At 68.5% G+C, this 25,015-nt stretch carries 18 protein-coding genes; 4 read left to right on the plus strand and 14 right to left on the minus strand.

Features of this window, described 5'->3' with window-relative positions; genetic code table 11:
- Positions 1-91: 91 nt before the first annotated feature.
- From LPC10_RS10270 to LPC10_RS10300, 7 genes are all read right to left on the minus strand, one after another.
- Positions 92-1,237: a M48 family metallopeptidase gene (locus LPC10_RS10270; RefSeq protein ID WP_231346583.1), complete on the minus strand. Its 1,146-nt coding sequence runs from the start codon at positions 1,235-1,237 to the stop codon at positions 92-94.
- A gap of 7 nt (positions 1,238-1,244) precedes the next feature.
- Positions 1,245-2,534 carry a YjgN family protein gene (locus LPC10_RS10275; protein WP_231346584.1) on the minus strand — a complete coding sequence of 430 codons (1,290 nt, stop codon included), beginning with the start codon at positions 2,532-2,534 and terminating at the stop codon, positions 1,245-1,247.
- 467 nt (positions 2,535-3,001) lie between these two features.
- The gene (locus LPC10_RS10280; protein ID WP_231346585.1) at positions 3,002-3,235 is read right to left on the minus strand and encodes a YbdD/YjiX family protein; all 234 of its coding nucleotides are present in this window, start codon (positions 3,233-3,235) and stop codon (positions 3,002-3,004) included.
- A 7-nt stretch (positions 3,236-3,242) separates the two neighbouring features.
- Positions 3,243-5,300 carry a carbon starvation CstA family protein gene (locus LPC10_RS10285; protein ID WP_231346586.1) on the minus strand — a complete coding sequence of 686 codons (2,058 nt, stop codon included), beginning with the start codon at positions 5,298-5,300 and terminating at the stop codon, positions 3,243-3,245.
- A gap of 376 nt (positions 5,301-5,676) precedes the next feature.
- On the minus strand, positions 5,677-6,303 hold the full coding sequence (locus LPC10_RS10290) for a TPM domain-containing protein (protein WP_231346587.1): 627 nt from the start codon (positions 6,301-6,303) through the stop codon (positions 5,677-5,679).
- The gene (locus tag LPC10_RS10295) at positions 6,293-7,075 is read right to left on the minus strand and encodes a YgcG family protein (protein WP_231346588.1); all 783 of its coding nucleotides are present in this window, start codon (positions 7,073-7,075) and stop codon (positions 6,293-6,295) included. Before LPC10_RS10295 ends, LPC10_RS10290 begins: the two co-directional genes overlap by 11 nt.
- Positions 7,076-7,163: 88 nt before the next feature.
- Complete coding sequence (locus LPC10_RS10300) at positions 7,164-7,799, minus strand: LemA family protein (protein WP_133089472.1); 636 nt, start codon at positions 7,797-7,799, stop codon at positions 7,164-7,166.
- 158 nt (positions 7,800-7,957) lie between these two features.
- Here LPC10_RS10300 and LPC10_RS10305 point away from each other — a divergent pair, with 158 nt between their 5' ends.
- Positions 7,958-8,272 carry a SelT/SelW/SelH family protein gene (locus tag LPC10_RS10305; protein ID WP_231346589.1) on the plus strand — a complete coding sequence of 105 codons (315 nt, stop codon included), beginning with the start codon at positions 7,958-7,960 and terminating at the stop codon, positions 8,270-8,272.
- 102 nt (positions 8,273-8,374) lie between these two features.
- Positions 8,375-10,516 carry a sensor histidine kinase gene (locus LPC10_RS10310; protein ID WP_231346590.1) on the plus strand — a complete coding sequence of 714 codons (2,142 nt, stop codon included), beginning with the start codon at positions 8,375-8,377 and terminating at the stop codon, positions 10,514-10,516.
- A 31-nt stretch (positions 10,517-10,547) separates the two neighbouring features.
- On the opposite strand, the gene LPC10_RS10315 is transcribed toward LPC10_RS10310, so the two are convergent.
- The 4 genes from LPC10_RS10315 to LPC10_RS10330 form a co-directional block, all read right to left on the minus strand.
- Positions 10,548-11,384, minus strand: coding sequence for an aldo/keto reductase (locus LPC10_RS10315; RefSeq protein WP_231346591.1), 837 nt, complete (start codon positions 11,382-11,384; stop codon positions 10,548-10,550).
- A 116-nt stretch (positions 11,385-11,500) separates the two neighbouring features.
- On the minus strand, positions 11,501-12,280 hold the full coding sequence (locus LPC10_RS10320) for a Crp/Fnr family transcriptional regulator (RefSeq protein ID WP_231346592.1): 780 nt from the start codon (positions 12,278-12,280) through the stop codon (positions 11,501-11,503).
- 114 nt (positions 12,281-12,394) lie between these two features.
- Positions 12,395-13,927 (minus strand): glycogen synthase GlgA, encoded by a 1,533-nt coding sequence (gene glgA, locus LPC10_RS10325; protein WP_231346593.1) that lies wholly within the window; start codon positions 13,925-13,927, stop codon positions 12,395-12,397.
- A gap of 290 nt (positions 13,928-14,217) precedes the next feature.
- The gene (locus LPC10_RS10330; protein WP_231346594.1) at positions 14,218-15,861 is read right to left on the minus strand and encodes an alpha-amylase family glycosyl hydrolase; all 1,644 of its coding nucleotides are present in this window, start codon (positions 15,859-15,861) and stop codon (positions 14,218-14,220) included.
- A 340-nt stretch (positions 15,862-16,201) separates the two neighbouring features.
- On the opposite strand from LPC10_RS10330, the gene LPC10_RS10335 reads away from it, so the two are divergent.
- Complete coding sequence (locus LPC10_RS10335) at positions 16,202-18,736, plus strand: glycogen/starch/alpha-glucan phosphorylase (RefSeq protein WP_231346595.1); 2,535 nt, start codon at positions 16,202-16,204, stop codon at positions 18,734-18,736.
- A gap of 343 nt (positions 18,737-19,079) precedes the next feature.
- Here LPC10_RS10335 and LPC10_RS10340 read toward each other — a convergent pair whose 3' ends face one another.
- From LPC10_RS10340 to LPC10_RS10350, 3 genes are all read right to left on the minus strand, one after another.
- Positions 19,080-20,021, minus strand: a complete 942-nt coding sequence (locus LPC10_RS10340; RefSeq protein WP_231346596.1) for a ferredoxin--NAD(+) reductase — start codon at positions 20,019-20,021, stop codon at positions 19,080-19,082.
- A gap of 44 nt (positions 20,022-20,065) precedes the next feature.
- Entirely contained in the window at positions 20,066-20,488 is a 423-nt protein-coding gene (locus tag LPC10_RS10345) for a hypothetical protein (protein WP_231346597.1), read from the minus strand.
- Between the two features lie 130 nt (positions 20,489-20,618).
- The gene (locus tag LPC10_RS10350; RefSeq protein WP_231346598.1) at positions 20,619-23,561 is read right to left on the minus strand and encodes an EAL domain-containing protein; all 2,943 of its coding nucleotides are present in this window, start codon (positions 23,559-23,561) and stop codon (positions 20,619-20,621) included.
- Between the two features lie 427 nt (positions 23,562-23,988).
- On the opposite strand from LPC10_RS10350, the gene LPC10_RS10355 reads away from it, so the two are divergent.
- On the plus strand, positions 23,989-25,008 hold the full coding sequence (locus LPC10_RS10355) for a glycosyl transferase (protein WP_231346599.1): 1,020 nt from the start codon (positions 23,989-23,991) through the stop codon (positions 25,006-25,008).
- Positions 25,009-25,015 lie beyond the last annotated feature (7 nt).

Consider the following 25,015-nt stretch of genomic DNA (forward strand, 5'->3'; position numbering starts at 1 on the left):
ACAACCGGGGCGGCGCACCGCGTCGTCCCTTCGGGAAAAGACAGACCTCTCCCCTGCCCCGGCGAGAGGTCTCGATCGTTCGAAGCCGGAGCTACAGCTTCTCGGTCCTGGTCTTGCCTTCATCCGGCTTCGACTTCTCCGGCTTGGCCTTCTCAGGCTTGGCCGGCTTCGGGCAGATGCCCTGGAGGCTTGTCCACTCGGCCTCCGACAGGATGCCCGGACCGGCCGGCTTCTCTCCTGCCAGCGACCGGATCCGCGCCGCCCGCTCCGCCGTGAACGGGTGCGAGCGCAGGAACGAGATCGCGTCCGGTTTCTCGTCATCCGCATCGGTGATGCGCTCGAGGATCGCGGCGAGCGCCGCCCCGTCGCCGCCAGCCCGCTTCACCGCCGCCACCGCGTAGGCATCCGCCGCCCGCTCCGCGTCGCGCGAGTAGCCGGCCGAGATCGCCGCTTGGCCCACCGTCACCAGCACCGTCGAGCCGGTGAGGTCGCCGAGGACAAGGCTCAGCAGGAACGAGGTGCCGCCCGCCGTGATCACCGAGCGCATCGGATCGCGCGCGGCGACGTGGCCGAATTCGTGGGCGAGGATGCCGGCGAGTTCGTCGCCGTTTCTGGCCTTGGCGATGATGTCGGAGAGTAGGATCACCCGGCCGCCCGGCAGGGCAAGCGCGTTGGCGACCTTGTGGCGGCGCACGCTGACCTGCGGCGCCACCGGCAGCGCCATGCCCTCGGTGAGCCGCGCCGTCAGCCGGTCGAGTACCGCCCGCGCCGCCGCCTCGTTGCAGAGGGGTGGGTCATCGAGCAGGGTGACGATCTGCCCGTCGACGCTGCGCCCGAGTTGCGTCTCGATCGCCTGCGGCACCAGCGGCGCGAGCAGGCCGGACGCTGCCGGCACGCCGTAGATCGCCGTCAGCAGCACGGACACGCCGGCGGCGATCGACCAGAGCACGAGGCGGGTGATGCCGTCTCCGCCCTCGGTCCGGTTCAGGTCGGGGCAGCGCGCCGTCAACGCTTCCGCGAACGGCGCGTCGGCGAACTCCACGCTTTCCGGTCCCTGTGCGTGGTTGATCCGCATCAGGGGTGGCGCAGAATCGGACGCGCGCAGGTCGAGCAGGCTCCAGTCGCGGGCAAAGTCCGCGCCGACGACCTCCAGGCGGAAGGTCAACCGCAGCGTCACAGGCCGGGGCCGGGCGCTAATTCCGTCGAAGAACGTGCCTTCAGTGGTAATCGCCTCCATCGATCCCTCAGAACCCGATTTCGAGGGCGCCGCCGACATCGAGTGCGTCGGCCAACCCCTCGTTCAGGCCGCTCGCCGGAGCGCAGGTCGAGGCGAGCACGGCTTCCAGCGCCGGCAGGTTCTCGATCTGCATCGTGGTCGCCACAGCGTGCCACAGGCGCACGGTGATGATGCGGACGTAGAGCACGTTCGTGCCGAGGATCGCGCCGAGATAGAGCAGCACGGTCGAGACGATGATGAAGGCGTGGATGCCCGGATTGTCCCCATCCTGGGCGATCAGCGGCACGAGCAGCGCGACGATGATGCCGAGCACGATGATGAAGCCGATCACCGCCAGCATGTAGACGAGATAGGGGAAGTAGAACTGGCGCGCCTTGAGCGACGAGGCCAGCCGTGCCCCGCCGAGATGCGCCGCATTGAGAAAGGCGCGGGTCTCGCGGGCGCGGTAGTAAGGGATCAGAAGGAGCGCCAGCGGGATCGAGAAGGACGCGGCGATCCCAACGGCGCTGGCGTAGTAGACGAGCGGCGTGTCCTCGTAGGCCGGGTTGAAGATGAGCTTGCTCTTCTCGGTCGCCGGATCCTGGATCAGCAGATCGCTCGGAATGTCGAAGCCGGTGCCCGCCAGCAGCGCCAGGATGCTCAGAAGGATCGGCAGCAGGCCGACGATGTAGAACATCATCCACGGCAGCAGGATCGAGCGGCCGGTCGCGGTTGAGTGCATCCGGCTCTGGCCGACCAGAGTGTGGTCGATGCGGTAGCGCTCCAACGCAGCGCGCATGAAGGGAAAGGCTAGGCCGAGGCTGAGAAGAGTCCCGAGCCACCACAGGCTGGCCCGCCCGGCATAGGCGAAACCCGACCCGTCCTGGCCCAGGCGGATGCCGCGCCAGCGCGTGCGCGACGCGCGGTAGCGCCGGCCGCGATACAGGGCGTACTGTCCGAGGATGAACAGGCCGATGAAGGAGATCGGCGCGGCGAGTGCGGCCAGCACCGGGCTCAGGAGACCGATGACGAACAGGACGAGGTAGACCGGCACCAGGATGGCCAGCGCCACGAGGAAGCCGAGGAACAGTTCCTTGCCGTTGCCGAGATATTCGGCCGGGCTGCCGGCCACGATCGTGCGGCTCCAGAAGTAACGTCGAAGGTTGGTGATGTACCAGAACCGGTAGATCGAGAACGTGATCAGCGAGAGTAGGAAGCCCTTCACCACGATACCGGTCAAGCCCGGCACTCGGCGATCGAAGGCGATCTCGCCCGTTCGTGCCGGAGCCGGGTTCGGCACGCCCTCAAGCTGGTTCATCGTTGCAGTCCCCCTTGGTCGACGGGAGACTAGAATCCTCACCGCGTGCGTTGCAACAGCGCTGGTGCACAATCATGGATTTAGGCGCTTTCCGGCATGGATGGGCCTCATCCGGTGATGGGCGCTGTTTCCGTTTCATCGCTTCAGTTTTTGCCGGACGCCGTCATCGCGAAGCGAAGCTGAAGCGATCCAGGCCCCGACATCTCCGGATTGGGCCGCGCCCTGGATGGCCGCGGCTTCGCCTCGCAAGGAAGAAGAGACACCGGCACGATCGAGCAGAGACGTTAAGACCCGCATCGTCACGGTTAATTTCACGTGAAAACCATCGTGGCGGAATGGGTCCAGAATGACCGGGGAGCGACCGGCAGCCCGATGACGTGACCCCAAAACGACGAACGCCGGGTCTCCAAAGACCCGGCGTCCATCAAGCGATTCTCGAACGGATGCCGGCAAGGGCGGTCCGTGGTTCAGCAGCAGCGGAAACCCGAGCTGTTGCCGACCCCGAATCGGGCGTTCTCGCGATTGCGAAAGAACTCACGCTCGGTCATCGGCGTCTGATCGGGATGGGTCTTGGCGATGTGAGAGACATAGGTCCCATAATCGCCCTGACCCACCATCAGCCGCGCGCCGTCGCAGACGCACTTGTTGAAGGCCCGGAGGCGATCGCGAAAGTTCTGCGACGGTGCTGCGGTTCCGGTCATGTCGGCCTCACTCCGCGGGGGCGAGCTTCGGATCGGCTTCGAGAGCCGTCCAACGGTCGGCGCGGTACGCCTTGATGCAGGCCATCACACCGAAGACGACGATCGCTACCACGAGGCCGACGAACATCACGGCGAGCGCCGCGTCGATCCGGTCGTTGAAGACGATCTTGTGCATGTCGTCCATGCTCTTGGCCGGTGCCAGCACCTTGCCCTCGGCGATTGCCTTCGCAAACCGATCCGCGTGGCTGAGGAAGCCGATTTTCGGGTCGGGCGAGAAGATCTTCTGCCAGCCGGCGGTGAGGGTGCAGATGCAGAGCCACACGGTGGGGATGATCGTGACGAAGGCGTAGCGCTCGCGCTTCATCTTGAAGATCACCACGGTGGCCAGCGTCAGCGCCACCGCTGCGAGCATCTGGTTCGAGATGCCGAACAGCGGCCACAGGGTGTAGATGCCGCCGAGCGGATCGGTGACGCCCTGGTGGAGGAAGAAGCCCCAGGCGCCCACGCAGAGGGCGGTCGCGACCACGCTCGGACCCCAGGACGCGGTGTCCTTGAAGGTCGGCGAGATCAGGCCGAGCAGGTCCTGCAGCATGAAGCGCCCGGCGCGGGTGCCGGCATCCACCGCAGTGAGGATGAACAGCGCCTCGAACAGGATCGCGAAGTGGTACCAGAAGGCCATCATCGTCTTGCCGCCGATGGCGGACGAGATGATGTGGGCCATGCCGACCGCCAGCGTCGGGGCGCCGCCGGTGCGGGAGATGATCGAGTGCTCGCCGACATCCTTGGCGGTCTGAGCGATCACGTCCGCGCCGATGGGGAAGCCGAGCGCCGTCACCGCCGCCGCCGCACTCTCGGGCGTGGTGCCGACGAGGCCGCCCGGAGAGTTCATGGTGAAGTAGATGCCGGGTTCGATCACGCAGGCGGCGACCAGCGCCATGATCGCCACGAAGCTCTCCATCAGCATGCCGCCGTAGCCGATGAAGCGCGTGTCGAGCTCGTTGTCGACGAGCTTCGGGGTCGTGCCCGACGAGATCAAAGCGTGGAAGCCCGAGACCGCGCCGCAGGCGATGGTGATGAACAGGAACGGGAACAGGGAGCCGGCCCAGACCGGGCCGGTGCCGTCCACGAATTTCGTCATCGCCGGCATCTGCATGTGCGGCGCCACGAAGACGATGCCGATGGCCAGACCGACGATGGTGCCGATCTTGAGGAAGGTCGAGAGGTAGTCGCGCGGGGCGAGCAGCAGCCAGACCGGGAGGATGGCGGCGACGAAGCCGTAGCCGATCAGCATCCAGGTGAGCTGCACGCCGGTGAAGGTGAAGGCCGGGCCCCAGTACGGGTCGGCGGCGATCTGGCCGCCGTAGACGATCGCGGCCATGAGCAGGACGAAGCCGATGATCGAGACTTCGCCGACTTTACCCGGCCGGACGTAGCGAGCGTAGAGGCCCATCAGCAGGGCGATCGGGATCGTCGCGCCGACGGTGAAGGTGCCCCAGGGGCTCTCGGCCAGCGCCTTGACCACCACCATCGCCAGCACGGCGAGCAGGATGACCATGATCATGAAGGTGCCGAACAGGGCGATGACGCCGGGGATCACTCCGAGTTCGGCCCGGATCAGCTCGCCGAGCGAGCGCCCGTCGCGGCGCATCGAGATGAACAGGATCATGAAATCCTGCACCGCGCCCGCGAGCACGACGCCGGCGAGGATCCAGAGCATGCCGGGCAGGTAGCCCATCTGCGCCGCGAGCACGGGGCCGACCAACGGACCGGCACCGGCGATCGCCGCGAAGTGGTGACCGAACAGGACCGACTTGTTGGTGGGGACGTAGTCCAGGCCGTCGTTGTGGCGATGGGCCGGGGTCTCGCGCTTCGGATCGAGGCGCATGACGTTGTTGGCGATGTAGAGGGAATAGTAGCGGTAGGCGATGAGGTAGACGCAGACCGCCGCGACCACGACCCACAGGGCGTTGATCGATTCCCCGCGCTCTATGGCGACCACGGCCAATGCGGCGGTACCCAATGCCCCGACGAGGGCCCAAGGCCCATGCTTCTGTATTGCGCCCATGCGACGCCTCGCTCCGTCATTGGCCGCATTCTTGATGCAGGCGGCCTTACGCGGTTCTGTTTGGCGCAATTTTTCCGGTGAGACCAGTTGCCGGAAATACACAGGTCCGCGTTCCCCCGTATGGGGAGTGACATCTTCCGGTTCGCGTTACCTCGCTGGCAGAACGTGAGTCGTGCGCCTGTGAGCCCGCACGACGATGTTTCGCCGGAATTTCTACGAGCCTCCGTGACCCGCCTGTTGGGCCGTGCCGGTCGCGTCACACCGGGCGCGTCATATCAAATCCGGTTGGTCCCTTCGGGATGGCGGGTTTGGCCGTCGCTCAAGCGCCGCGCGGGCTTGCTGCTACGCTCCTCGCTCCGATCGAGCGAAGACCGTATCAGTCGAGAACGATGACCCGGTTGGGAAGCTGGTTGTCCGCGTCACGGCCGGGCAACTCGGCTTCGAGCACCGCTCCGACCCGCTCCACCGCCGCGACGAGACCCTCGCCGAGCGCGCCGCGTCCGGCAGCGGCGAGCAGATCCGAGACGATGGCGTGCCACTTCGCCTCCTCGATACGCGCACGCACGCCCCGGTCGGCGACGATCTCGGCGTAGCGCTCGGCCAGCGCCACGTAGACCAGCACGCCGGTGCGCCCCCGCGTTCCGGTGAGGCCATGGGCGAAGAACTCGCGACGTGCGGCGGCGTGCGCCCGCTCGCGGCGCCAGCGCCGCGGTGTCAGCGCGACGCGCAGGTCCTCGTTGAGGGTCAGCAGGAGGCTCGCGAGCACGCAGGCCGCCTGGACGAGCGCGATTTCCCCCGCGCCGAGATCGGTGAGCAGGATCAGCGGCCAAGGCAGGGCGAGGGCGATCGCCAGCGCCAGAGCGAGGCCGGGGGAGCGGTAGAGCCCGGCGCGGGCGGCCACGAGCACGACGATCTCGCCCGCGGTGCCGGCCTCGGCCCGTCCGATCGCCGCAGCGATCCGCTCGCGCGCGGCCGTATCGAGGATCGTCGCGCTACCAGTCACCGGATGCTCCTCCGCCGCCGAACGAGCCGCCACCGCCGGAAAAGCCGCCGCTATCGGAGAAGCCGCCGCTCCATCCGCCGGACGGCCCGGGGATGACCACGAAGCCGCCGCCGCGGCCTCCGCGCCCGCCCCCGCTCATCCGCGACAGCACGATGACGAGGGCGATGATGACGATGATCCAGAAGATCACCGTGACCGGATCGACCGCGTCCGCTCGCACCGGCGCCCGGCGCTGCCACTCGTCGGCATCGCCGGCGAGGATCGGCAGGATGGCATCCACCCCCGCCTCGACCCCGCCCGAAAAGTCGCCCTGGCGGAAGCGGGGCGTGATCGCCGAGGTGATGATGGTCTTCGACAGCGCGTCGGTCAGCGCCCCTTCGAGGCCGTAGCCGACCTCGATCCGGACCTTGCGCTCCTTCGGTGCCACCAGAAGGAGCACGCCGTTATTGGTCTTCTTCTGGCCGATGCCCCAGTTCCGCGCGAGGCGGTTGGCATAGTCCTCGATCGTGAGATCCTGGAGGCTCGGCACGGTGGCAACGACGAGCTGGTCGCCGGTCTTGTCCTCGTGCGCCTTGATCTTGCCGTCGATCCGCGTCCGCGCCTCCGGCGAGAGGATCGCGGCCGCATCCACGACCCGCCCGGTGAGCTTGGGAAAATCGGGCTCGGCCGCCGCGGCGAGCCCGGCGAGGACAGCCCAGATCAGACATGCGAGCCACAGGGCCGGCAGCAGGCCGGTCGCGGAACGCCGAGCGGTCCAATCGGGGCGCGTCATCGACAGGATGCCTCGCGCGGGCGTGCGGGAGCATCGTCCCGAAAGGTGGTCACCGGCTTTCCGACAATGACGATGCAACGTCGACGCTCTAGAACTTCACGTTCGGCGCGCGCTCCGCGCCCGGCGTCGAAGTGAAAGTCTCCATCGGCTTTGCCTCGGGGTAGAACCACGAAGCGATCCAGCGGCCGGGAATGGTGCGGATCTCGGTGTTGTAGGCCTGCACCGCCTGGATATAGTCGCGCCGCGCCACGGCGATGCGGTTCTCCGTGCCCTCGAGCTGCGACTGCAGGGCCAGGAAGTTCTGGTTGGACTTGAGATCCGGATAGGCCTCGACCGAAGCGAGCAATCGCCCGAGCGCGCCGGAGAGCTGGTTCTGGGCGTCCTGGAACTGCTTGAACTTCTCCGGGTCGCTGACCGTCGAGGCATCGACCTGGACGCTGGTGGCCTTGGCCCTGGCTTCCGTCACCCGTGTCAGGGTCTCCTGCTCCTGCTTGGCGTAGCCCTTCACGGTTTCGACGAGATTCGGGATCAGGTCGGCCCGGCGCTGGTACTGGTTTTGCACCTCGCTCCAGGCCGATTTCGCCTGCTCCTCCAGGCTCGGCACCCGGTTGATCGCGCCGCAGCCGGAGAGGCAGGTCGCCAGCCAGAGCGCGGCGAACGCGGAGACGAGGCGACCGAGAACGCTGGTGCGAGCAGGCGCCGCGGGGCTGAGAGAGAAGGACATGGCGGGCAATCTCCGAAACGAGCTTGGCGGCAGAGGTTGGTGTCGGAGATAGGGGCGGCCACGGCTGCGAGAAGGGTCAGCGCCGAAGCAGCCGCATCCGCGCAGAGCGGACATTCGCCGCTTGACAATTCGCGTTCGGTTGCGGCGGCGTTCTTGTGATGAATCATGTGCCTGACCCCGCTTCCGCCCGCCCCCACATCACCATCACTTACTGCACCCAGTGCCAATGGCTCCTGCGAGCGGCGTGGATGGCGCAGGAGCTCCTTTCGACCTTCCGTGGCGATCTCGGCGAGGTCGCCCTGCGGCCTGGCACCGGCGGGGTATTCGTGATCGCGTTTGACGAGGAGGTCATCTGGGAGCGTGTGCGCGACGGCGGCTTTCCGGATGTGAAGCTGCTCAAGCAGCGGGTGCGGGATCGGATCGATCCGGGGCGGGATCTCGGGCATGTCGATCGAGCCGGGCGGGAGAGCTGAGACAGAGCAGTTGGCACGCAGGGCCGCGCTGGGGCATGATGGGCGGGCGCCACTCTTCGAACATCGTGCAGGCCAACGCCGCGGGACGCCTTGATCCGACGCATGCTCTCCCGGCTCGGCCAGCGTGGCTTCTCCACGCAGTTCTACCTGATCATGCTCGTGATCGCGCTGATCGGTCCGGGGCTGATCTTCACCGCCATCCTGCTGACCCGCTACGCCGCCACCGAGCGCGCCCGCTTCGAGCAGGATGCCCGGGAGAACGTGCGCGGGATCGCCCTGTCGATCGACCGCGACACCGCCGGGCTCGTCTCGGTGCTGCAGACGCTCGCCACCTCGCCGCGGCTGAAGGACGGCGAGTTCGCCAATTTCGAGAATCAGGCCCGTCTGGTGCGCGAGGCGATCGGCCTCGATCTCGTGCTGCGGCGGCCGGACGGACAGCAGATCGTCAACACCGCGCTGAAGCCGGGCGCACCCCTGCCGGTCACCACGCTGCCGATCGACCGCGAACTCATCGACGGCGGACAGCGCTCCATGGTCACCGGCTATCTCGCGGGGGCGACGCCCGATCAGGCGCATTACGCCGTCGCGCTGCCCGTTCGGATCGATGACCGTGTCGCCTTCATCCTAAGCTTCGCGGTGCCCCTGAGCCGCATCGCGGGCATCCTCGGCCGTGAACAGGTCCGAGGCTGGGTCACCGGCGTCTCGGACCGGGACGCCGTCGTGCTCGCGCGCCTGCCGGAGATGCCGGGCGTGGTCGGGCATTCCCGGCTGGCGACGTTGCGCCAGACCGCGACGGGCACGCCCGGCGTCTGGGAGGGACGGGACCGCAACTTCAAACCCGTCACCGTGGTCGAGGCGCGCTCGCGGCTGAACGGCTGGACCGTCGGGGCGAGCATCCCGCGCGAACTGGTCGATGCGCGGCTGCGGCGCTGGATCTGGGCCTTCGGCGGCTTCGGGCTTCTCGTGCTCGCCACCTCCTCGGTGCTCGCCGTGCATCTGTGGTCGCGGGTCTCGAAGCCGCTGCGGCAGCTCGCGGCGTCGGGGCCGGCGCTCGCCCGCGGGCAGGCGATCCCGCGGGTCGCCTCGCCGATCCACGAAATCCGCCGCCTCGCCGACGTGCTCTCGGAAGCCTCGCTGCGGCTGCGCACCCGCAGCGAGGAGCGCGACCGGGCGCTCGCCGAGACCCAGCGCGGCCTCGCAGCCTTGAGCGAGAGCGAGGCGCGGTTCCGCCATATGGCCGATTCGGCCCCGGCCCTGATCTGGATGACCGACGAGACCGGTGAGGTGGTCTTCGCCAACATGCATTTCGACCACCTGTTCGGTCGTCCCGCCGCGGAGATGGCCGGCGGCGGCTGGGAGTCGATCGTGCATCCGCCGGATCTGCCGGCCTTCCGGGCGACGTTCCAGGAGGCGTTCGAGCATCGGCACCCGTTCCGCGCGGAGATGCGGGTGATCGACCGCAACGGCGAGATCCGGTGGCTGCGCTGCGAGGGGGTGCCGCGGCTCGACGATCACGGCACCTTCCTCGGCTTCACCGGATGCAATGTCGACGTCACGGACGCCAAGCGGGCCGAGGAACATCTGCGCCTGCTCATCAACGAGCTGAACCACCGGGTGAAGAACACGCTCGCCACCGTCCAGTCGATCGCCATGCAATCCCTGCGCGGGCTCGACGGCGAGGAGGCGCAGGCGGCCAAGGCCGCCTTCGAGGCGCGGCTGCTGGCGCTCGCCCGCGCCCACGACGTGCTGACCCGCGAGAGTTGGGAAGGCGCCGAACTGAAGACCGTTGTGGCCGACGCGATCCGCCCGCTGGAGGCGGCCGAGGGGCAGGATTCGCGCTTCGCGGTCTCGGGCCCGCGCCTGCGGCTCGCGCCGCGACTGGCCCTGTCCATTGCCATGGCCCTGCACGAACTCGGCACCAACGCCGTGAAGTATGGCGCGCTCTCCAGGGAGGGCGGCCGGGTGACGATCACCTGGACCGTACAGCGCCGGCCGGAGCTGTGCCTCTCCCTGCGCTGGAGCGAGAGCGGTGGCCCGTCCGTCACCCCGCCGACGCGGCGCGGCTTCGGATCGCGCCTGATCGAGCGCAGTCTCGCCCGCGAACTCGCGGGCAAGGTCGAGCTGCTCTACGAGCCCGACGGCGTGGTCTGCACCATAGAGGCGCCCGTGCCCCCGCCGGGCCTGCTGGAGCGGAAGGGCGGGACGCAGCTCGCTGCCACGAAACCGCTTCCGCTCGCAGGCTGAAGCAGGCGCCCGGAGCGACCCTCGCGGGTTCCTACTGGAACGTCATCGGATCCGGTCCGATCCGCCCGTCGGCCCGATCGAGCGCGGCGATGGCCGCGTGGTCCTCTTGCGTGAGGGCAAAGCCGAACACGTCGATGTTCTCGTGCATTCGGGCAGGCGTCGCGGATTTCGGAATCGTCACGAAGCCGTTCTCGATGTGCCAGCGCAGCACCACCTGGGCCGGGCTGCGCCCGAGGCGGCCGGCGATCCGGGTGATGGCGGGATCGTCCAGCACCTGGGCCTGTCCCAGGGGACTCCAGGCCTCGGTGACGATGCCGAGCCGGGCATGGGCCGCCCGAAGCGCGTGCTGCTGAAAGCGCGGGTGCAGTTCGATCTGGTTGAGGGTCGGTGCGACACCGGTCTCGCCCACGAGCCGGTCGAGCTGACCCTCGGTGAAGTTCGAGACGCCGATCGAGGCCGCACGGCCTTCCTCGCGCAGGCGGATCAGGGCTCTCCACGTATCGAGATAGAGGCCCCGGTCGGGGCAGGGCCAATGGATCAAGTAGAGATCGACCTGCTCCAGCCCGAGCCGGGCGAGGCTCTCGTCGAAGGCGCGCAGCGCCGCGTCGTAGCCCTGGCTGTCGTTCCACAGCTTCGTCGTCACGAACACCTCGGCACGGGACACCACCGTCCCCCGTAGCCCGCGCCCGACGCCGGCTTCATTGCCGTAGGCCGCGGCGGTGTCGATCGAGCGGTAGCCGCTGCCGAGGGCCGTGCCGACGAGGGCCGGCGTCTCGGCTTCCTGCAAACGCCAGACGCCGAAGCCGAGTTGAGGGATGGACCGTCCATCGTTGAGGGCGATCTGCGGGACGGGATCGGGGGCTGCCATGGCGTCTTTGTTCTCATGCGCGGCCCGGGCGAAGAGCCGGGGGCGGGGCCGAGAGAATCGGCACGATCCTGCCTGCCGTACAGGCATCCTTCCGGGGGGGCAGGCCTGCGCGCGCGTCAGGGCCCGGTCCGCACAGCCTCCGCCACCGCTTCGGGATCGGGCATTCGGACGAGGTGCAGATAGGCCGGATCGAAGTCGCAGAATCCCCGCAGGCGGGCAACGTTGGGGACGTGCAACTGGCGATCCTTCAACTGGATCAGTCCGGCCAGTCGCAGGTCGCGCAGGATGCGGCTCACATGGATCGTCGTGATGCCGAGGATGTCGGCGAGCATCGGCTGGGTGAGAGGCAGCGGGCAGTCCCGTTCGCCGGCAGCGCCGACGAGTTGTTGGCGCAGCAGCAACTCGCAGAACAGGTGGGCGATGCGCTTGTCGGCAGGGCGTTGGCCCATGCTGGCGAGCCATTCCCGCAGGATGCTCTCGTCGACGAGCGTCGCCCACCACAGGGCCCGGGCGAGGCGGGAATCGCGGAAGACCAGAGAATCGACCTGCTCCTGGGGGACGTCGGCGACGATGCAGGGGGTCAGCGCGGCGATGTAATGGTCGGACGGGCCGAGCACGATCGATTGCAGGTCGCAGAAATCGCCTGGCAGCAGCAGGCCTATGATCTGGCGCTGCCCGTCATCGATGATTTTGTAGCGGAAGGCGACGCCTTCGAGGATGAGGTGGACGCCGGCCGCCACATCCCCCGCCCGCACGATGTCCTGCTGTGGGTCTAGGCTGCGCTTGCCCCTCGCCAGATCGGCGAGCAGGGCCCGGTCTCCGGCGTCGAGGTCCGGGCCGTGGCGAAGCCTGAGGATCAGAGGGTTGCTGCGCGAAGGCAGCACGGTCGCGTCCATGGACGCTCAACGCGGAACGCTCCGTTCCGTGCCATCGAAACGCGATGCCATCCTGCGGGGAAACCGCCCTCGGAAGGCGGTGTTCCCGCAAGCCCGTCAGTCGTCTTCCGGGACTCAGGCCGCCTTCCAGCGCCGGGCGGTGTGGTTGCCGAAGGCGCGAGCGTAGAGGTTGCAGTAGTTCAGCGCCGCCCCGTCCCAGCCGAAGGACCGGGACATGGCGCTGCGGCGCATGGTGTTGAGGCGCTTCTTCTGGCCGAAGGTCTCGAAGGCGCGGCGGATCGCCGAGGTCAGTCCTCGCGGCGAGGCCTCGCCGAAGGTGAAGCCGGTCACCCCATCCTCGACCGTATCGTTGAGCCCGCCCGTGCGGCGCACGATCGGCAGGGAGCCGAAGCGCTGCGCATACATTTGCGCCAGGCCGCAGGGCTCGAAGCGCGAGGGCATCAGCAGAAAGTCGCTGCCGGCGAAGATGCGGCGCGCTTCCGTTTCACGAAAACCGACATGGACGCCGACATTCTCAGGGTAGCGCCCGGCGAGATCGCGCAGGGCCTCCTCGAACCGACCCTCGCCCTGGCCGATCACCACGAGCTGTCCGCCCTCGGCGACGATCGATTCGGCGGCACTGATGCTGAGATCGATGCCCTTCTGGTGCACGAGGCGCGAGACGATGGCGAAAAGCGGCCCGCGGGAGACCGCCATGCCGAACTGTTTGCGCACCTCGTCGGCATTGGCGCGCTTGCCCTTCCAATCGTCGGGTTCGAAGCGGGTGGCGAGATGCGGGTCGGTGCGCGGGTCCCATCTCTCGTCGATGCCGTTGAGGATGCCGGTCAGGCGCCCCTGCGCGGCGCGGGTGCGCAACAAACCGTCGAGGCCGCAGCCGCCCTCGGGCGTCGTGATCTCGCGGGCATAGGTCTCGCTCACCGTGGTGACGTGCGAGGCGTGGAAGATGCCGGCCTTGAGGAAGGAGAGCTGGCCGTAGAACTCCACGCCGTCCATCTGGAAGGCATAATCCGGCGCGCCGATCCGCCCGAGATTGTCGCGGGGGAACAGGCCCTGATAGGCAAGGTTGTGGATCGTCAGCACGCTCGGCCGGCGGATGCCGAGCCAGGACATGTAGGCCGGGGCCAGGGCCGTCTGCCAATCGTTGAGGTGAAGCAGGTCGGCCGACCAGAGCGGGTCGATCCCGGCGGCGAGCTCCGCCGCCGCGCGGCTCAGGCGGGCAAACCGCAAGTCGTTGTCGCCGAAATCACCGGCCGCATCGCCGTAGGGCGTGCCGTCGCGCTCGTAGAGGTCGGGCGCGACGAGGACGTAGACGCCGAGCCCGTCCGGCGTGGCGCCGTAGGCGAGTTCGCAGCCCGGTACGCCGGCGAAGGCGCCGAACCGGCCCACCATCGTCAGGTTCTCAAGGCCGGCGAGCACCCGAGCGTAGCCGGGGATGAGGACGCGGACGTCGTAGTGGCGGCGCAGGGCCCGGGGTAGGGCGCCCGCGACTTCGCCAAGTCCGCCGGTCTTCACGAAATCCGCCATCTCGGGCGTGGCGTAGAGGATGCGGGGAAGGAGCGCGTTGCCGAGCCTGTGGTCGGGTTCGAAGGCGGAGATCGGTGACGGCGGCTCGGCGACCGGGCGCGCACCGAGATCCACGTAAGCCATCGCTTCGCCCCCGCCCCACCTGCGCCGCTGTTGGTATGCGGGACCCGCCGCTGCTGCGCACGGCATTGAAATGCTCCGGAAGGCAATCCGTTCCGTTGCATTGCACAATTCAGACCACGTTCAGACCAATATTTTTGATCCGGCGCCTGCGTTTCCATCATGGGTTGTCTGCGTTGCGGACATATGTCGCCTGTTCTGCGCAATCTTCCCGGCTGCGGCCGGGCCGAATGCGCGGGGTGCAGCGCAGCGTCCCGCAAGGCGGATGCCGGCCCCCGAAAGGAGGCGATGCCCTATCCGCTGACGGGGCTCAGGATCACGCCTTCGTCCGGTCCGAGGGCGAGGCTGCCCTCGACTCTCTCGCCCGTCCGTCCGGCAAGGGTTGAGAGCAGGATCGCCCAGGTGCCTGCGCCGTGCAGGGGCACCCGCCACTCCTGCGTGCTGAAATTGAGCAGAATGCGCAGGGTTTCATCACCTGTGAAGCGCTCGAAGCCGAACACCTCGGCGGCGAGATCCGCATCCAGAGCGAGGCCGCGCCAAGCGCCGATCGAGAGAGCGGGATAATCCCGGCGCAAGGACAGCAGCCGGCGGTATAGCGTCAGGATCGAACGGGGATCGTCGCGCATCGTCTCGACGTTGCGCCGATCCGCATCCGCACTGATTGGCAGCCAGGGCGTGCCGGTGGTGAAGCCCGCATTCGGCGCGTCCTCCCATTGCATCGGCGTGCGCTCGGGGTCGCGCCCGTGGCCGGGCTCATTGCGCCCCCACGGGTCCTGTGCCCGCTCGGGCGGCACCGGAACGTGTCCGAGGCCGATCTCGTCGCCGTAATAGAGGGTCGGGGTGCCGCGCAGCGTCAGCAGCAGCATCGCCGCGATCCGCGCCTGTGCCTCGCCGACGCGGGCGGCGATGCGGGGCTGGTCGTGGTTGCCGAGCACCCAGTTCGGCCAGCCGCCCTCGGGCAGGGCCGCCTCGTATTCCGCGACCAGGGCCGCCACCGCGTCGGCATGCCACGGCGTCTGGATGAGCTGGAAGTTGAAGGGGAGATCGGCGCCGCTGAGATCCGGCCCGTAATAGGCCATCAGCCGCTCGATCGGCAGGTAGATCTCGCCGATCAGCACCCGCTCGCCGTACTCGCGTAGCACTGCACGCATTCCGGCGATGACATCGAGCACCTCGGGCCGGTCGCAGGAATAAACCTGCCGGAAGCGGTTGATCCCGGCCTGATGCGACTGAAAATCCGGGTTGTGCGGATTGTCGCGAAATCCCTCGTCCTTGATCAGGTGCCAGATCACGTCGACGCGGAACCCATCCACGCCGCGCGCCAGCCAGAAGCGCAGGGCGTCGTGCATCGCCGTCCGCACCTCGGGGTTGCGCCAGTTCAGGTCGGGCTGCTCGGGCAGGAAGGCGTGGTAATAGTACTGGCCGGTGGCCGGATCGCGGGTCCAGGCCGGGCCGCCGAAATTCGAGAGCCAGTTGTTGGGCGGGCCACCATCGGGGGCTGCGTCGCGCCAGATGTACCAGTCGCGCTTGCGTGCCGCGCGGCTCGCCCGGCTCTCCGTAAACCACGGATGCTCGATCGAGCTGTGGTTGGGCACGAAATCGAGGATCACCTTCAGGCGCCGCCGATGCGCCTCGCCGATCAGGGTGTCGAAATCTGCCAGCGTGCCGAACAGCGGGTCCACAGCGCAGTAATCGGCCACGTCGTAGCCGAAATCGGCCATCGGCGAGCGGTAGAACGGCGAGATCCAGATCGCATCGACGCCGAGCCATGCGAGGTAATCCAGTCGCGCCGTGATCCCCCGAAGATCGCCGACGCCGTCACCGTCCGTGTCCTGGAACGAGCGCGGATAGACCTGATAGACTGTCCCGCTCTGCCACCAGACCGCCTCGCACCAGACCGTTTCGGAGCCGCTCGTCCCGGATATCGGACCTGACATCGGACCTCCCGCCATGACGCTGCCGGCACCGCGCGCATCCGGCCAGAGGAGGGCGTAGGGCCGTTCAGCAAGCCTTCAAGCGGTGGAGGCCATTTCTCGCCTGGGCCTTGGGGTGACGCGGAAGCGTTGTGTCTAACGTGACACAGACGTGCGGGCACACAGCTTGCGAACGGCCTGTTTGCACGCATGTGTCTCGACAAGTTGGGTCACCGGCAACACCATGGTCCCGCAGGGCGACAGGCCACGTCGCGGATCATCGTGCCACCGCAAGAAGAGGGCAGGATCTGCGTTGAACCGAAATGCTTCAGCTGCTTCGGCTGCAACGAAGGGGGAATTTCAGGTGCTGAAAGAAGCTCCGTCCGCTCGCGACAGAAATGATGAAGCGGACACATCCGCTTCATCGGCGAAGATGGCGAAAGCCGCCGCTACCTTTGTTAAGCCGCGCGAAATCGTCGATGCCGATGCCGTCGTCGCTCTGCGCGAGGACATTCGCGCCAAGCTCGTCTACGCGATCGGCAAGACACCCGAAGCTGCCCGCGAGCGCGACTGGTTCGCCGCTACTGCCTTGGCGCTACGCGACCGGATCGTCGATGCCCGTGACCGGGCCCAGGCCGGCACCGTGCCGGACAAGCGGGTCTACTACCTCTCGCTCGAATTCCTGATCGGCCGGCTCCTGTCGGATGCGATGAACAATCTCGGCCTCGTCGAGACCACCAGAGCCGCGCTTCGCGACCTCGGTATCGACCTCGCCGATGTCGAAGGGGCCGAGCCCGACGCAGCGCTCGGCAATGGCGGTCTCGGGCGGCTCGCCGCCTGCTTCATGGAGAGTATGGCGAGCCTGTCGATCCCGGCGGTCGGCTACGGCATCCGCTACGACCACGGCATCTTCCGTCAGTCGCTCGAAGACGGCTGGCAGCGTGAGGCGCCGGAGACCTGGCTCGCGGAAGGCAACCCCTGGGAATTTCCGCGGCCGGAGGCGACCTACACGATCGGCTTCGGCGGCCACGTCACCATGACGAGCCAGGGCGACCACCATATCCGCCGCCACTGGCACCCGGCCGAGACCGTGAATGCGGTGGCCTACGACGTGCCGATCGTCGGCTGGCGGGGCAAACACGTCAACGTCCTGCGCCTGTGGAAGGCGGAGGCCGACGCGCCGGTCGAACTCGCCCGCTTCAATGCCGGCGACCATGTCGGGGCGGTGGCGGGCCGGGCCCGGGCTGAGGCGATCTCGCGGGTGCTCTATCCGAGCGACTCGTCCGCCGAGGGCCAGGAGCTGCGTCTGCGCCAGGAATTCTTCTTCACCTCCGCCTCGCTGCAGGACCTCGTGCGCCGGCATGTGGCCGAGCGCGGCTCCCTGCGCTCGCTGCCCGACCACGCCGCGATCCAGCTCAACGACACCCATCCGGCCATCGCCGTGCCGGAGCTGATGCGCATCCTGATGGAGGATCACGACCTCCCCTGGGAGGATGCGTGGCAGATCACCACCCACACCCTGCACTACACCAACCACACCCTGCTGCCCGAGGCGCTGGAGACTTGGCCGGTCGAGCTGATGGAGCGGCTGCTGCCGCGCCACATGCAGATCATCTACCTGATCAACTGGCTGCACCTTGAGGAGCAGAGCAAGAATGCCCGCACGGGTGCGTTCGACGTGTCCACCGTCTCGCTGATCGACGAGGCGCACGGGCGGCGCGTACGCATGGGACCGCTCGCCTTTCACGGCTCGCGCCGGGTCAACGGTGTCTCGGCACTCCACAGCGAGCTCCTGAAATCGACGGTGTTCAAGGATCTCCACGCGATCGAGCCGGAGAAGATCATCAACAAGACCAACGGCATCACCTTCCGCCGCTGGCTGCACAACGCCAATCCGGAGCTGACGGCGCTCGCCGTCGAGGCGGCGGGCGAGGGCGTGCTCGATGATCCGACCCTGCTCACGCGGCTGGTGCCGTTCGCCGACGATCCGGACTTCCGCACGCGCTATGCGGCGATGCGCAAGATTCGCAAGAAGCGCCTCGCTCAGGTCATCGCCGAGCGCACCGGCATCACCGTCGATCCGTCGGCCCTGTTCGACGTGCAGATCAAGCGCATCCACGAGTACAAGCGCCAACTCCTCAACCTGATCGAGACGGTGGCGCTCTACCAAGCGATCAAGCAGGCCCCGAACGAGGATTGGACGCCGCGGGTCAAGATCTTCGCCGGCAAGGCGGCGCCGAGTTACGTCCAGGCCAAGCTCATCATCAAGCTGGCGGGGGACATTGCGAATGTCGTCAACAACGATCCCGAGATCGGCGACCGGCTGAAGGTGGTGTTCCTGCCGAACTACTCGGTGAGCCTGGCCGAGGTCATTATCCCGGCTGCCGACCTCTCCGAGCAGATCTCGACCGCCGGCATGGAAGCCTCGGGCACGGGCAACATGAAGCTGGCGCTGAACGGTGCGCTCACCGTCGGCACGCTCGACGGCGCCAACATCGAGATCAAGGACCATGTCGGCGCGGAGAACATCTTCATCTTCGGCCTCGACGCCGAAGGGGTGCTCGCCCGCACGGGGGAGCCGGACTATGCCGCCAGGGCGATCGCGGCCTCGCCCCGGCTCGCGGCGGCCCTCGACGCCATCGGCAACGGCACCTTCTCGCCGGACGATCCCGGCCGCTTCGCGCCGCTGGTGGACGAGTTGCGCCACGGAGACCGCTACCTGACTACGGTCGATTTCGAGGATTACTGGCGCGTCCAGCGCGAGATCGACGCCGCCTGGAAGCGCCCGGCGCAGTGGTGGCGTGCGGCGATCCTCAACACCGCGCGGATGGCGTGGTTCTCCTCCGACCGCTCGATGCGGGAATATGCCGAGGAGATCTGGCGGGTGAAGGTGGCCTGAGGGGCTGAACAGCCCCTTGAGTCGATCAAGGGGAGGACGGGTGATCCGCCCTCCCCCTCTTCATCGAATCGGAACGGCTGAGGCCTGCCCTCGATGAACCGTCATATGGCTTGCCGTTGATCGCTTCGGCTTCGCCGCGCGATGACGGCGTGAGATCAGTCCCGAGCGATCAACGGCAACGATCAGATCGTGCTGGTCCAACCCGCGTCCTCATCCTGAGGCGCCCGCGTCAGCGGGCCTCGGATGATCCTCCAGATTCCATGCGGCTTCTGGGAGATCCTTCGAGGCCGCTTCGCGGCGTCTCAGGATGAGGTGGGTGGGAAAGCGATCGTAGAGAGTGCCCTCAGGCCCCCGGCTCAAGCGGGATCGGGTAGTACCGGGCGCCCGCCGCCGCCGCCAGAACCTCGACCGCGCCCAGCGTCGAAGGGCAGCCGGAGGCGTGCACCACGTCGGTTGCTCGCAGGCTCGGGATGTGGGCGGTGAGCGGGCCGGGGCGCACGTCGGGGGCGCGCTGGCGGTGGCGGTCGGCAGCGATTGTGATGCGGGTCACGCCGGTGGCGCGCAGCCATTCGAGAGACGGGCGCATGTAGAGGTCGAGGGGATCGCGGGCGCCGACGATGAGGCAGATCTCGCGGGCGGGCTCGACGTAGCGCGCGGCGCGGGCGATGGCCCAGATGCCGGCAAATCCGGTCTCCGCCGCCACCAGCACGAGGCGCCCGCCGCCGGGCCGGTAGGTGCCGTTGCCGACGGGGCCCTTCACCTTGACCGTGCGGCCGGGCTCGACCGCGCAGCCGAACAGGGCGGTGAGATCCTCGGCGCACTCGCCGCGCAGGTGGAAGACGAGTTCGTTCAGCTCCGCCCCGCCCTCGACGCCGAGCGTCGGGCTGAGGGTGACCGGGCGGCCGCCCTCGAGCGTCACAACGACCTGATCGCCCGGCTCGAAGGAAAGCCGCCGCTCCAGGGTCGCGACCACCTGCACGACCCGCGGCGCCAGCGCCGTGATCGTGTCGATGCTGCCGGTGCGCCGCACGAGCGTCCGGGCGGGCGTTTTGACGGGGCGGATCGCCGCGTCCGGATCGGGCACGGACAGGGTCACCGCCTCCGCGCGCCGGGCGCGGACCGGCAACCGCCGCGAGGCGGGGCCGGCGCCCTGGCCGAGCAGGCCGGTCATCGGAGCGATCACGCCGTCGGCGAGCGCGGTTTCCAGGGAGGTGTCACCGGGGGAGACCCGTAGGGCTTGGCCGTTCACGACAAGCGAGCAACGGGCGCTCGAGGGAGCACGCATGGCGGCAACCCGCTCCGATCGAAATGAGAGGTGTCTTGGAGGGATCAGAGCGGGTCGTGGATCAGCCGCTCGACCAGGGCGGCCCAGCGTGCGCGTACGGCGCGGGCCTCCTCGCTCAGCGTTTCCGCTTCCACGAGGCCGAGGCTGCTGCGAAGCGCCTCGCTTTCCCGGCGCTCGGCGGCGAGCGCGGCCTTCATCATCGCCACTTCGAGGCGCAGGCGCGTGAGATCCGCGTCAGCGGCATCCGCCTCGGGCTCGGAGGGAGCAGGAACGTCGACGGCCGTGTCGGCCGTGACCGGCGCCACGGCGTCCGCCGGGATCTCTTCCGCCACGTCCGCCGGAGCTTCCGCCGGAACGAGCCGCGGCTGCGCCGCGACGGCGAGATGGGCATGGATCGGGCGTGTCATGAGGCGCCGCATCGCGCTGCCGGAGAGGGCCGGGCTCCTGCGTCTCGTGGCCTCGATCATCGTCCATCCTCAGTCCGGCGGGACCACCGAAGCGGCGTCCCGGATCGTTCGGATGGACCTTCCTTCAACATGGTTAAGGGAGGTTTAAACCGAAGCTTGAGTGACCTGCCTCATCGTGAGATCGGCGCGGTCACGCGGCTTCGGGCGCGGCTCCGACGAGCTGGCGCGCCTGGAGAACGGTCATCGGTTCGCCGAAGGCCGCGCCTTGGGCGTAATCGCAGCCGAGCTCCTGTAGCCCCTGCGCATCCTCTTCCGATTCGGCCCCCTCGGCGATCGTGGCGAGGCCCAGCTCCTGCCCCATCCGCAGGACCGAGCGCAGCATGGCACTGCGTCCCTGGCCCATCTGGCGCACGAAGCTCTGGTCGATCTTGATCGTGTCGAAGGGAAAGCGCTGGAGGTAGGAGAGTGCCGAGTATCCGGTGCCGAAATCGTCGAGGACGAGGCCGGCGCCGAGGTCGTGGATGCGGGTGAGCATCTGGGCGGCGTATTCCGGGTTCTCCATCACCAGCCCCTCGGCCATCTCCAGCTTGAGCGAGCCGGGCAGCACGCCGGTGCGGGCGATCACCGTCTTCACGTCGTGCAGGAGGTCGTGGCGCAGGAGCTGGCGCGAGGAGACGTTGACCGAGGCGAAGATCGGCGGCTCGACATCGAGCGAGCGCTGCCAGGCGGCGAGTTCCAAAGCCGTCCGCTCGATGGCGAAATTGCCGAGCGGGACGATGACACCGGTCTCTTCCGCCACCGGCAGGAAGGTCGAGGGCGGGATGCGGCCGAGCTTCGGGTGATCCCAGCGCAGCAGCGTCTCGAACCCGGCCACCGTGCGGTCTTCGAGCCGGACGATCGGCTGAAACAGCACCTTGATCTCGTTGCGCTCCAGCGCCTTGCGCAGATCGGCCTCCAGCATCAGCCGGTCGGAGCGCTCCAGCCGCATGTTGGCGCGGAACACCTCGATCCGGTCGCCGCCGCCGCGCTTGGCCTGGATCATCGCCATCTCGGCGTTCTTGAACACCTCTTCACGCCGTGTCGGCCCGCTGCCCTGGCCGCTCGCACCCTGCGCGCTTCCTTGGCCGGCCTCGTGCAGGGCGATGCCGATGGAGACGGTGAGGAACACCTCGCGATCGGCGTAGGTGACCGGGGTGGCGATGGCGCGCCGGATCATTTCGGCGAATGAGAGGATGCGGTCGGGCTCGCGCTCGGAGAGCAGGATCACCGCGAACGCGTCGCCCGCCACCCGCGCCAGGGTGTCTTGTGGGCGCAGCAGCCGCCCGAGCCGGCGCGACAGGGTGAGCAGGATCGAGTCGCCCGCCGAGAGGCCGATGGCGTCGTTGATCGCTTTGAACCGATCGATGTCGAGGGCGATCACCGCAGGCTTCAGGCGCGGGTCCTGGCTCGCCAGCGCCAACGCCGCCTCCAGCCGGTCGTGGAACAGTTCGCGGTTGGGCAGGCCGGTGAGACTGTCATACACGGCGTCGTGCAGCAGCCGCTCCTCGGCGGTCTTCGCTTCGGTCACGTCGCTGATGGTGCCGACGATGCGGATCACTTCGCCGTCGGTGCCGATCACCGGGCGCGCCTTCAATCGATACCACGCGTAGGGGCCGTCCGCCGAGCGCAGGCGGAAATCGTGGATGATGCGCCCGCGCCGCTCCTCGATCACCGTGTCGAGGGCGGCCGAGTAGCGCTCCACGTCGAAGGGATGGAGCAGGCCGAGCCAGTTCGCCGCCGGCCCTTCGAGGGTCCCGCGCTTGAGCCCGAGTTGCGCCTCGATCTCGGGGCCGGCGAAGACGCGGTCGCCCGGCACGTCCCAGTCGAACACGATGTCGCCCGCCCCCGTCAGCGCCAGCGCCCGGCGCTCGGTGTCGGAGACGAGGCTGTGGCTCAGGCCCCCGCCGGCGAAGGCGTGCTGCATCACCGTGAAGCCGATCAGCATGACGATGAGCACGAGGCCGCCGATGAGCGCCGGCTGCACGAGGTCGGAGCCGATATGCCCGGTGATGGCGAAGCCCGCCGCCACCACCCAGACCAGCAGCAGTAGCCAAGTCGGCACCAGCAGGATGGCGCGGTCGTAGCCGTTATGGACGGCGAGATAGAGGATCAGGAGGAGCCCGACGCCCGCCACCGCCGCGATCGAGATGCGCGCCACGCCCGCCGCCACCGGCGGATCGAACACGGCGAGCGCCACGAGGCCGGCGAGGAAGGTGAGCCAGAAGAAGGCGACGTGGCTGTAGCGCACGTGCCAGCGCGACAGGTTGAGATAGGCGAACAGGAACACCAGCAGGGTCGCGCCGAGCACCGCCTCGGCGGAGGCCCGGTAGATCCGCTCGGCGGCTTCGGTGACGGGAAACACCCGCTGCAGGAAGCCGAAATCGATGCAGGCATAGGCCAGCACCGCCCAGGAGAGCGCGGCGGCGGCGGGGAAGATGATCGCGCCCTTCACCACGAAGATGATGGTGAGGAACAGCGCCAAGAGCCCGGCGATGCCGATGATGATGCCCTTGTAGAGGGTGAGCCCTGAGGTCTTCTTGCGGTAGGCGTCCTGATCCCAGAGGTAGACCTGCGGGATGTTCGGGCCTTTGAGCTCGGCGACGTAGGTCACCGTGGTGCCCGGATCGATGGTGATCAGGAACTGGTCGGCGTCGAGGCTCTCGTCGCGCTCGGGCCGGATGCCCTCGCTCGCGGTGATCGCGGCGATGCGCGAGCCGCCGAGATCGGGCCAGATCACGCCGGAGCCGACGAGGCGGAAGTGGGGGGCGACCAGCAGGCGGTCGATCTGTTCGTCGGTGTCGTTGGTGAGTGCGAACACCATCCAGTCGGGACGCGCGCCGGTCTCGCGCGCCTTGACCGCGATACGCCGTACGATGCCGTCCTTGCCCGGCGCGGTGGAGATCTGGATCAGGTCGCCGTCGGAGCGGTAGCGCTCGATCGTCGGCGTGAGGTCGATGGCGGGCGCGTCGAGGGTGACGCGCACGGCCTCGACCGCGTAGGCGGGGGTGGTGGTCCCGAGGAGGCCGGCGAGGGAGCCCGCCACGGCCGTCAGGATCGCGAGGGCCAGGGCAAGGGCCAGGGAAAGCGTGCGCAACGGGCGATTCTTGACAGCCGGCTTGAGCGGTGGGGGCGTGCGGCCAAGTCGTATCGGCGGCTCCCCGCCCCCGCAAGGCGAGCCGACCGGGGACGCGCGGCCCGCCCACCGCTCTTTCGGCGGACCACGCGACGCGGATCGCGTGGCTTTGCGGCCAAAACAAGTTGGGACCGGTCGCCGCGGTCTCGCTTGGCCGGGGGCGGGCGGGTAGAGCGGACGACATGCGAATGTTTGAAGGATGCCGCGCAGCAGCCCTCCCCCCTCTGCGGGTGAGGGTGGCCCCCGCAGAGGGACGGGAGAGGGGAGCGCCGCTTCCGCTGGAACGACCCTGGGCGCGCGTGGCAGTGTCGCGCTGCCCCTCTCCCGCCTGCTCCGCAGGCACCCTCCCCCGCAGAGGGGGGAGGGGCCTCTCGCAGCGGGAATCCTGATGGCCCTCGCCCCCCTGTTGATCGTGCCACTGGCGGCACTCCTCTCCGCCGGCCTCATCCTGCTGCTGAAGCCGCTGCTGCAGCGCTACGCATTGGCGCGACCGAGTGCCCGCTCCAGCCACCGGGTGCCGACGCCCCAGGGCGGCGGGATCGCGATCATCGCCGCGGCGCTGCTCACGGCGGCAGTCCTGGCCGCGCCGACCGGGATCGCGATCGAGGGCGTCGAGCTGCCGGTGCTGGCTCTCTCCGTGATCGTGCTCGCCGTCATCGGCGCCGTCGACGACATCCGGCCGCTGCCGGCCTCGCTCCGTCTCGTGATCCAGGCCGGCGCGGTCGCCGCCGTCGTGCTCACCGCCGAGGGCCGCCTGCTCCCGGACGTGCCGCTGGGGCTGGAGCGCGCCTTCGCGATCCTCGCCGGCCTCTGGTTCGTCAACCTCGTCAATTTCATGGACGGGCTCGACTGGATGACGCTGGCCGAGTTCGTGCCGCCGTTAGTCTTCCTGTTCGCCCTCGGTCTCGCCGGCCGCTATGCCCCCGAGCCGACGCTGGTCGCCGGAGCCCTGCTCGGCGGCCTTCTCGGCTTCGCGCCGTTCAACCGGCCGGTGGCGCGGCTGTTCATGGGCGATGTCGGTTCGCTGCCGGTCGGGCTGATCGTGGCATGGCTGCTGTTCCGGCTCGCGGGGCAGGGGGGATTGGAAGGAGGCTTGGCCGCCGCGCTGATCCTGCCGCTCTATCCGCTGGCTGATGCGACGCTCACCCTGCTGTGGCGCCTGCGGCGGGGCGATCCGGTCTGGCAGGCCCACCGCAGCCACTATTATCAGGTCGCTACCGTCAACGGCTTCTCCGTTCCGAGCGTGGTCGGCTCGGTCTTCGCCGTGCAGGCGGCGCTGGCGGTGCTCGCGGGTGCGACCTTGCTTTGGCCGTCTCGGGCCGTCACGCTCGCCTGCCTCGTCCTCGCGGCGGGGCTCGTCGGGTGGCTGCTGCGCCGGTTCGCGACGCCGCGGGCCTCCAGCGCGTGAGGGGATG

Source organism: Methylorubrum sp. B1-46 (assembly GCF_021117295.1).
Taxonomy (GTDB): domain Bacteria; phylum Pseudomonadota; class Alphaproteobacteria; order Rhizobiales; family Beijerinckiaceae; genus Methylobacterium.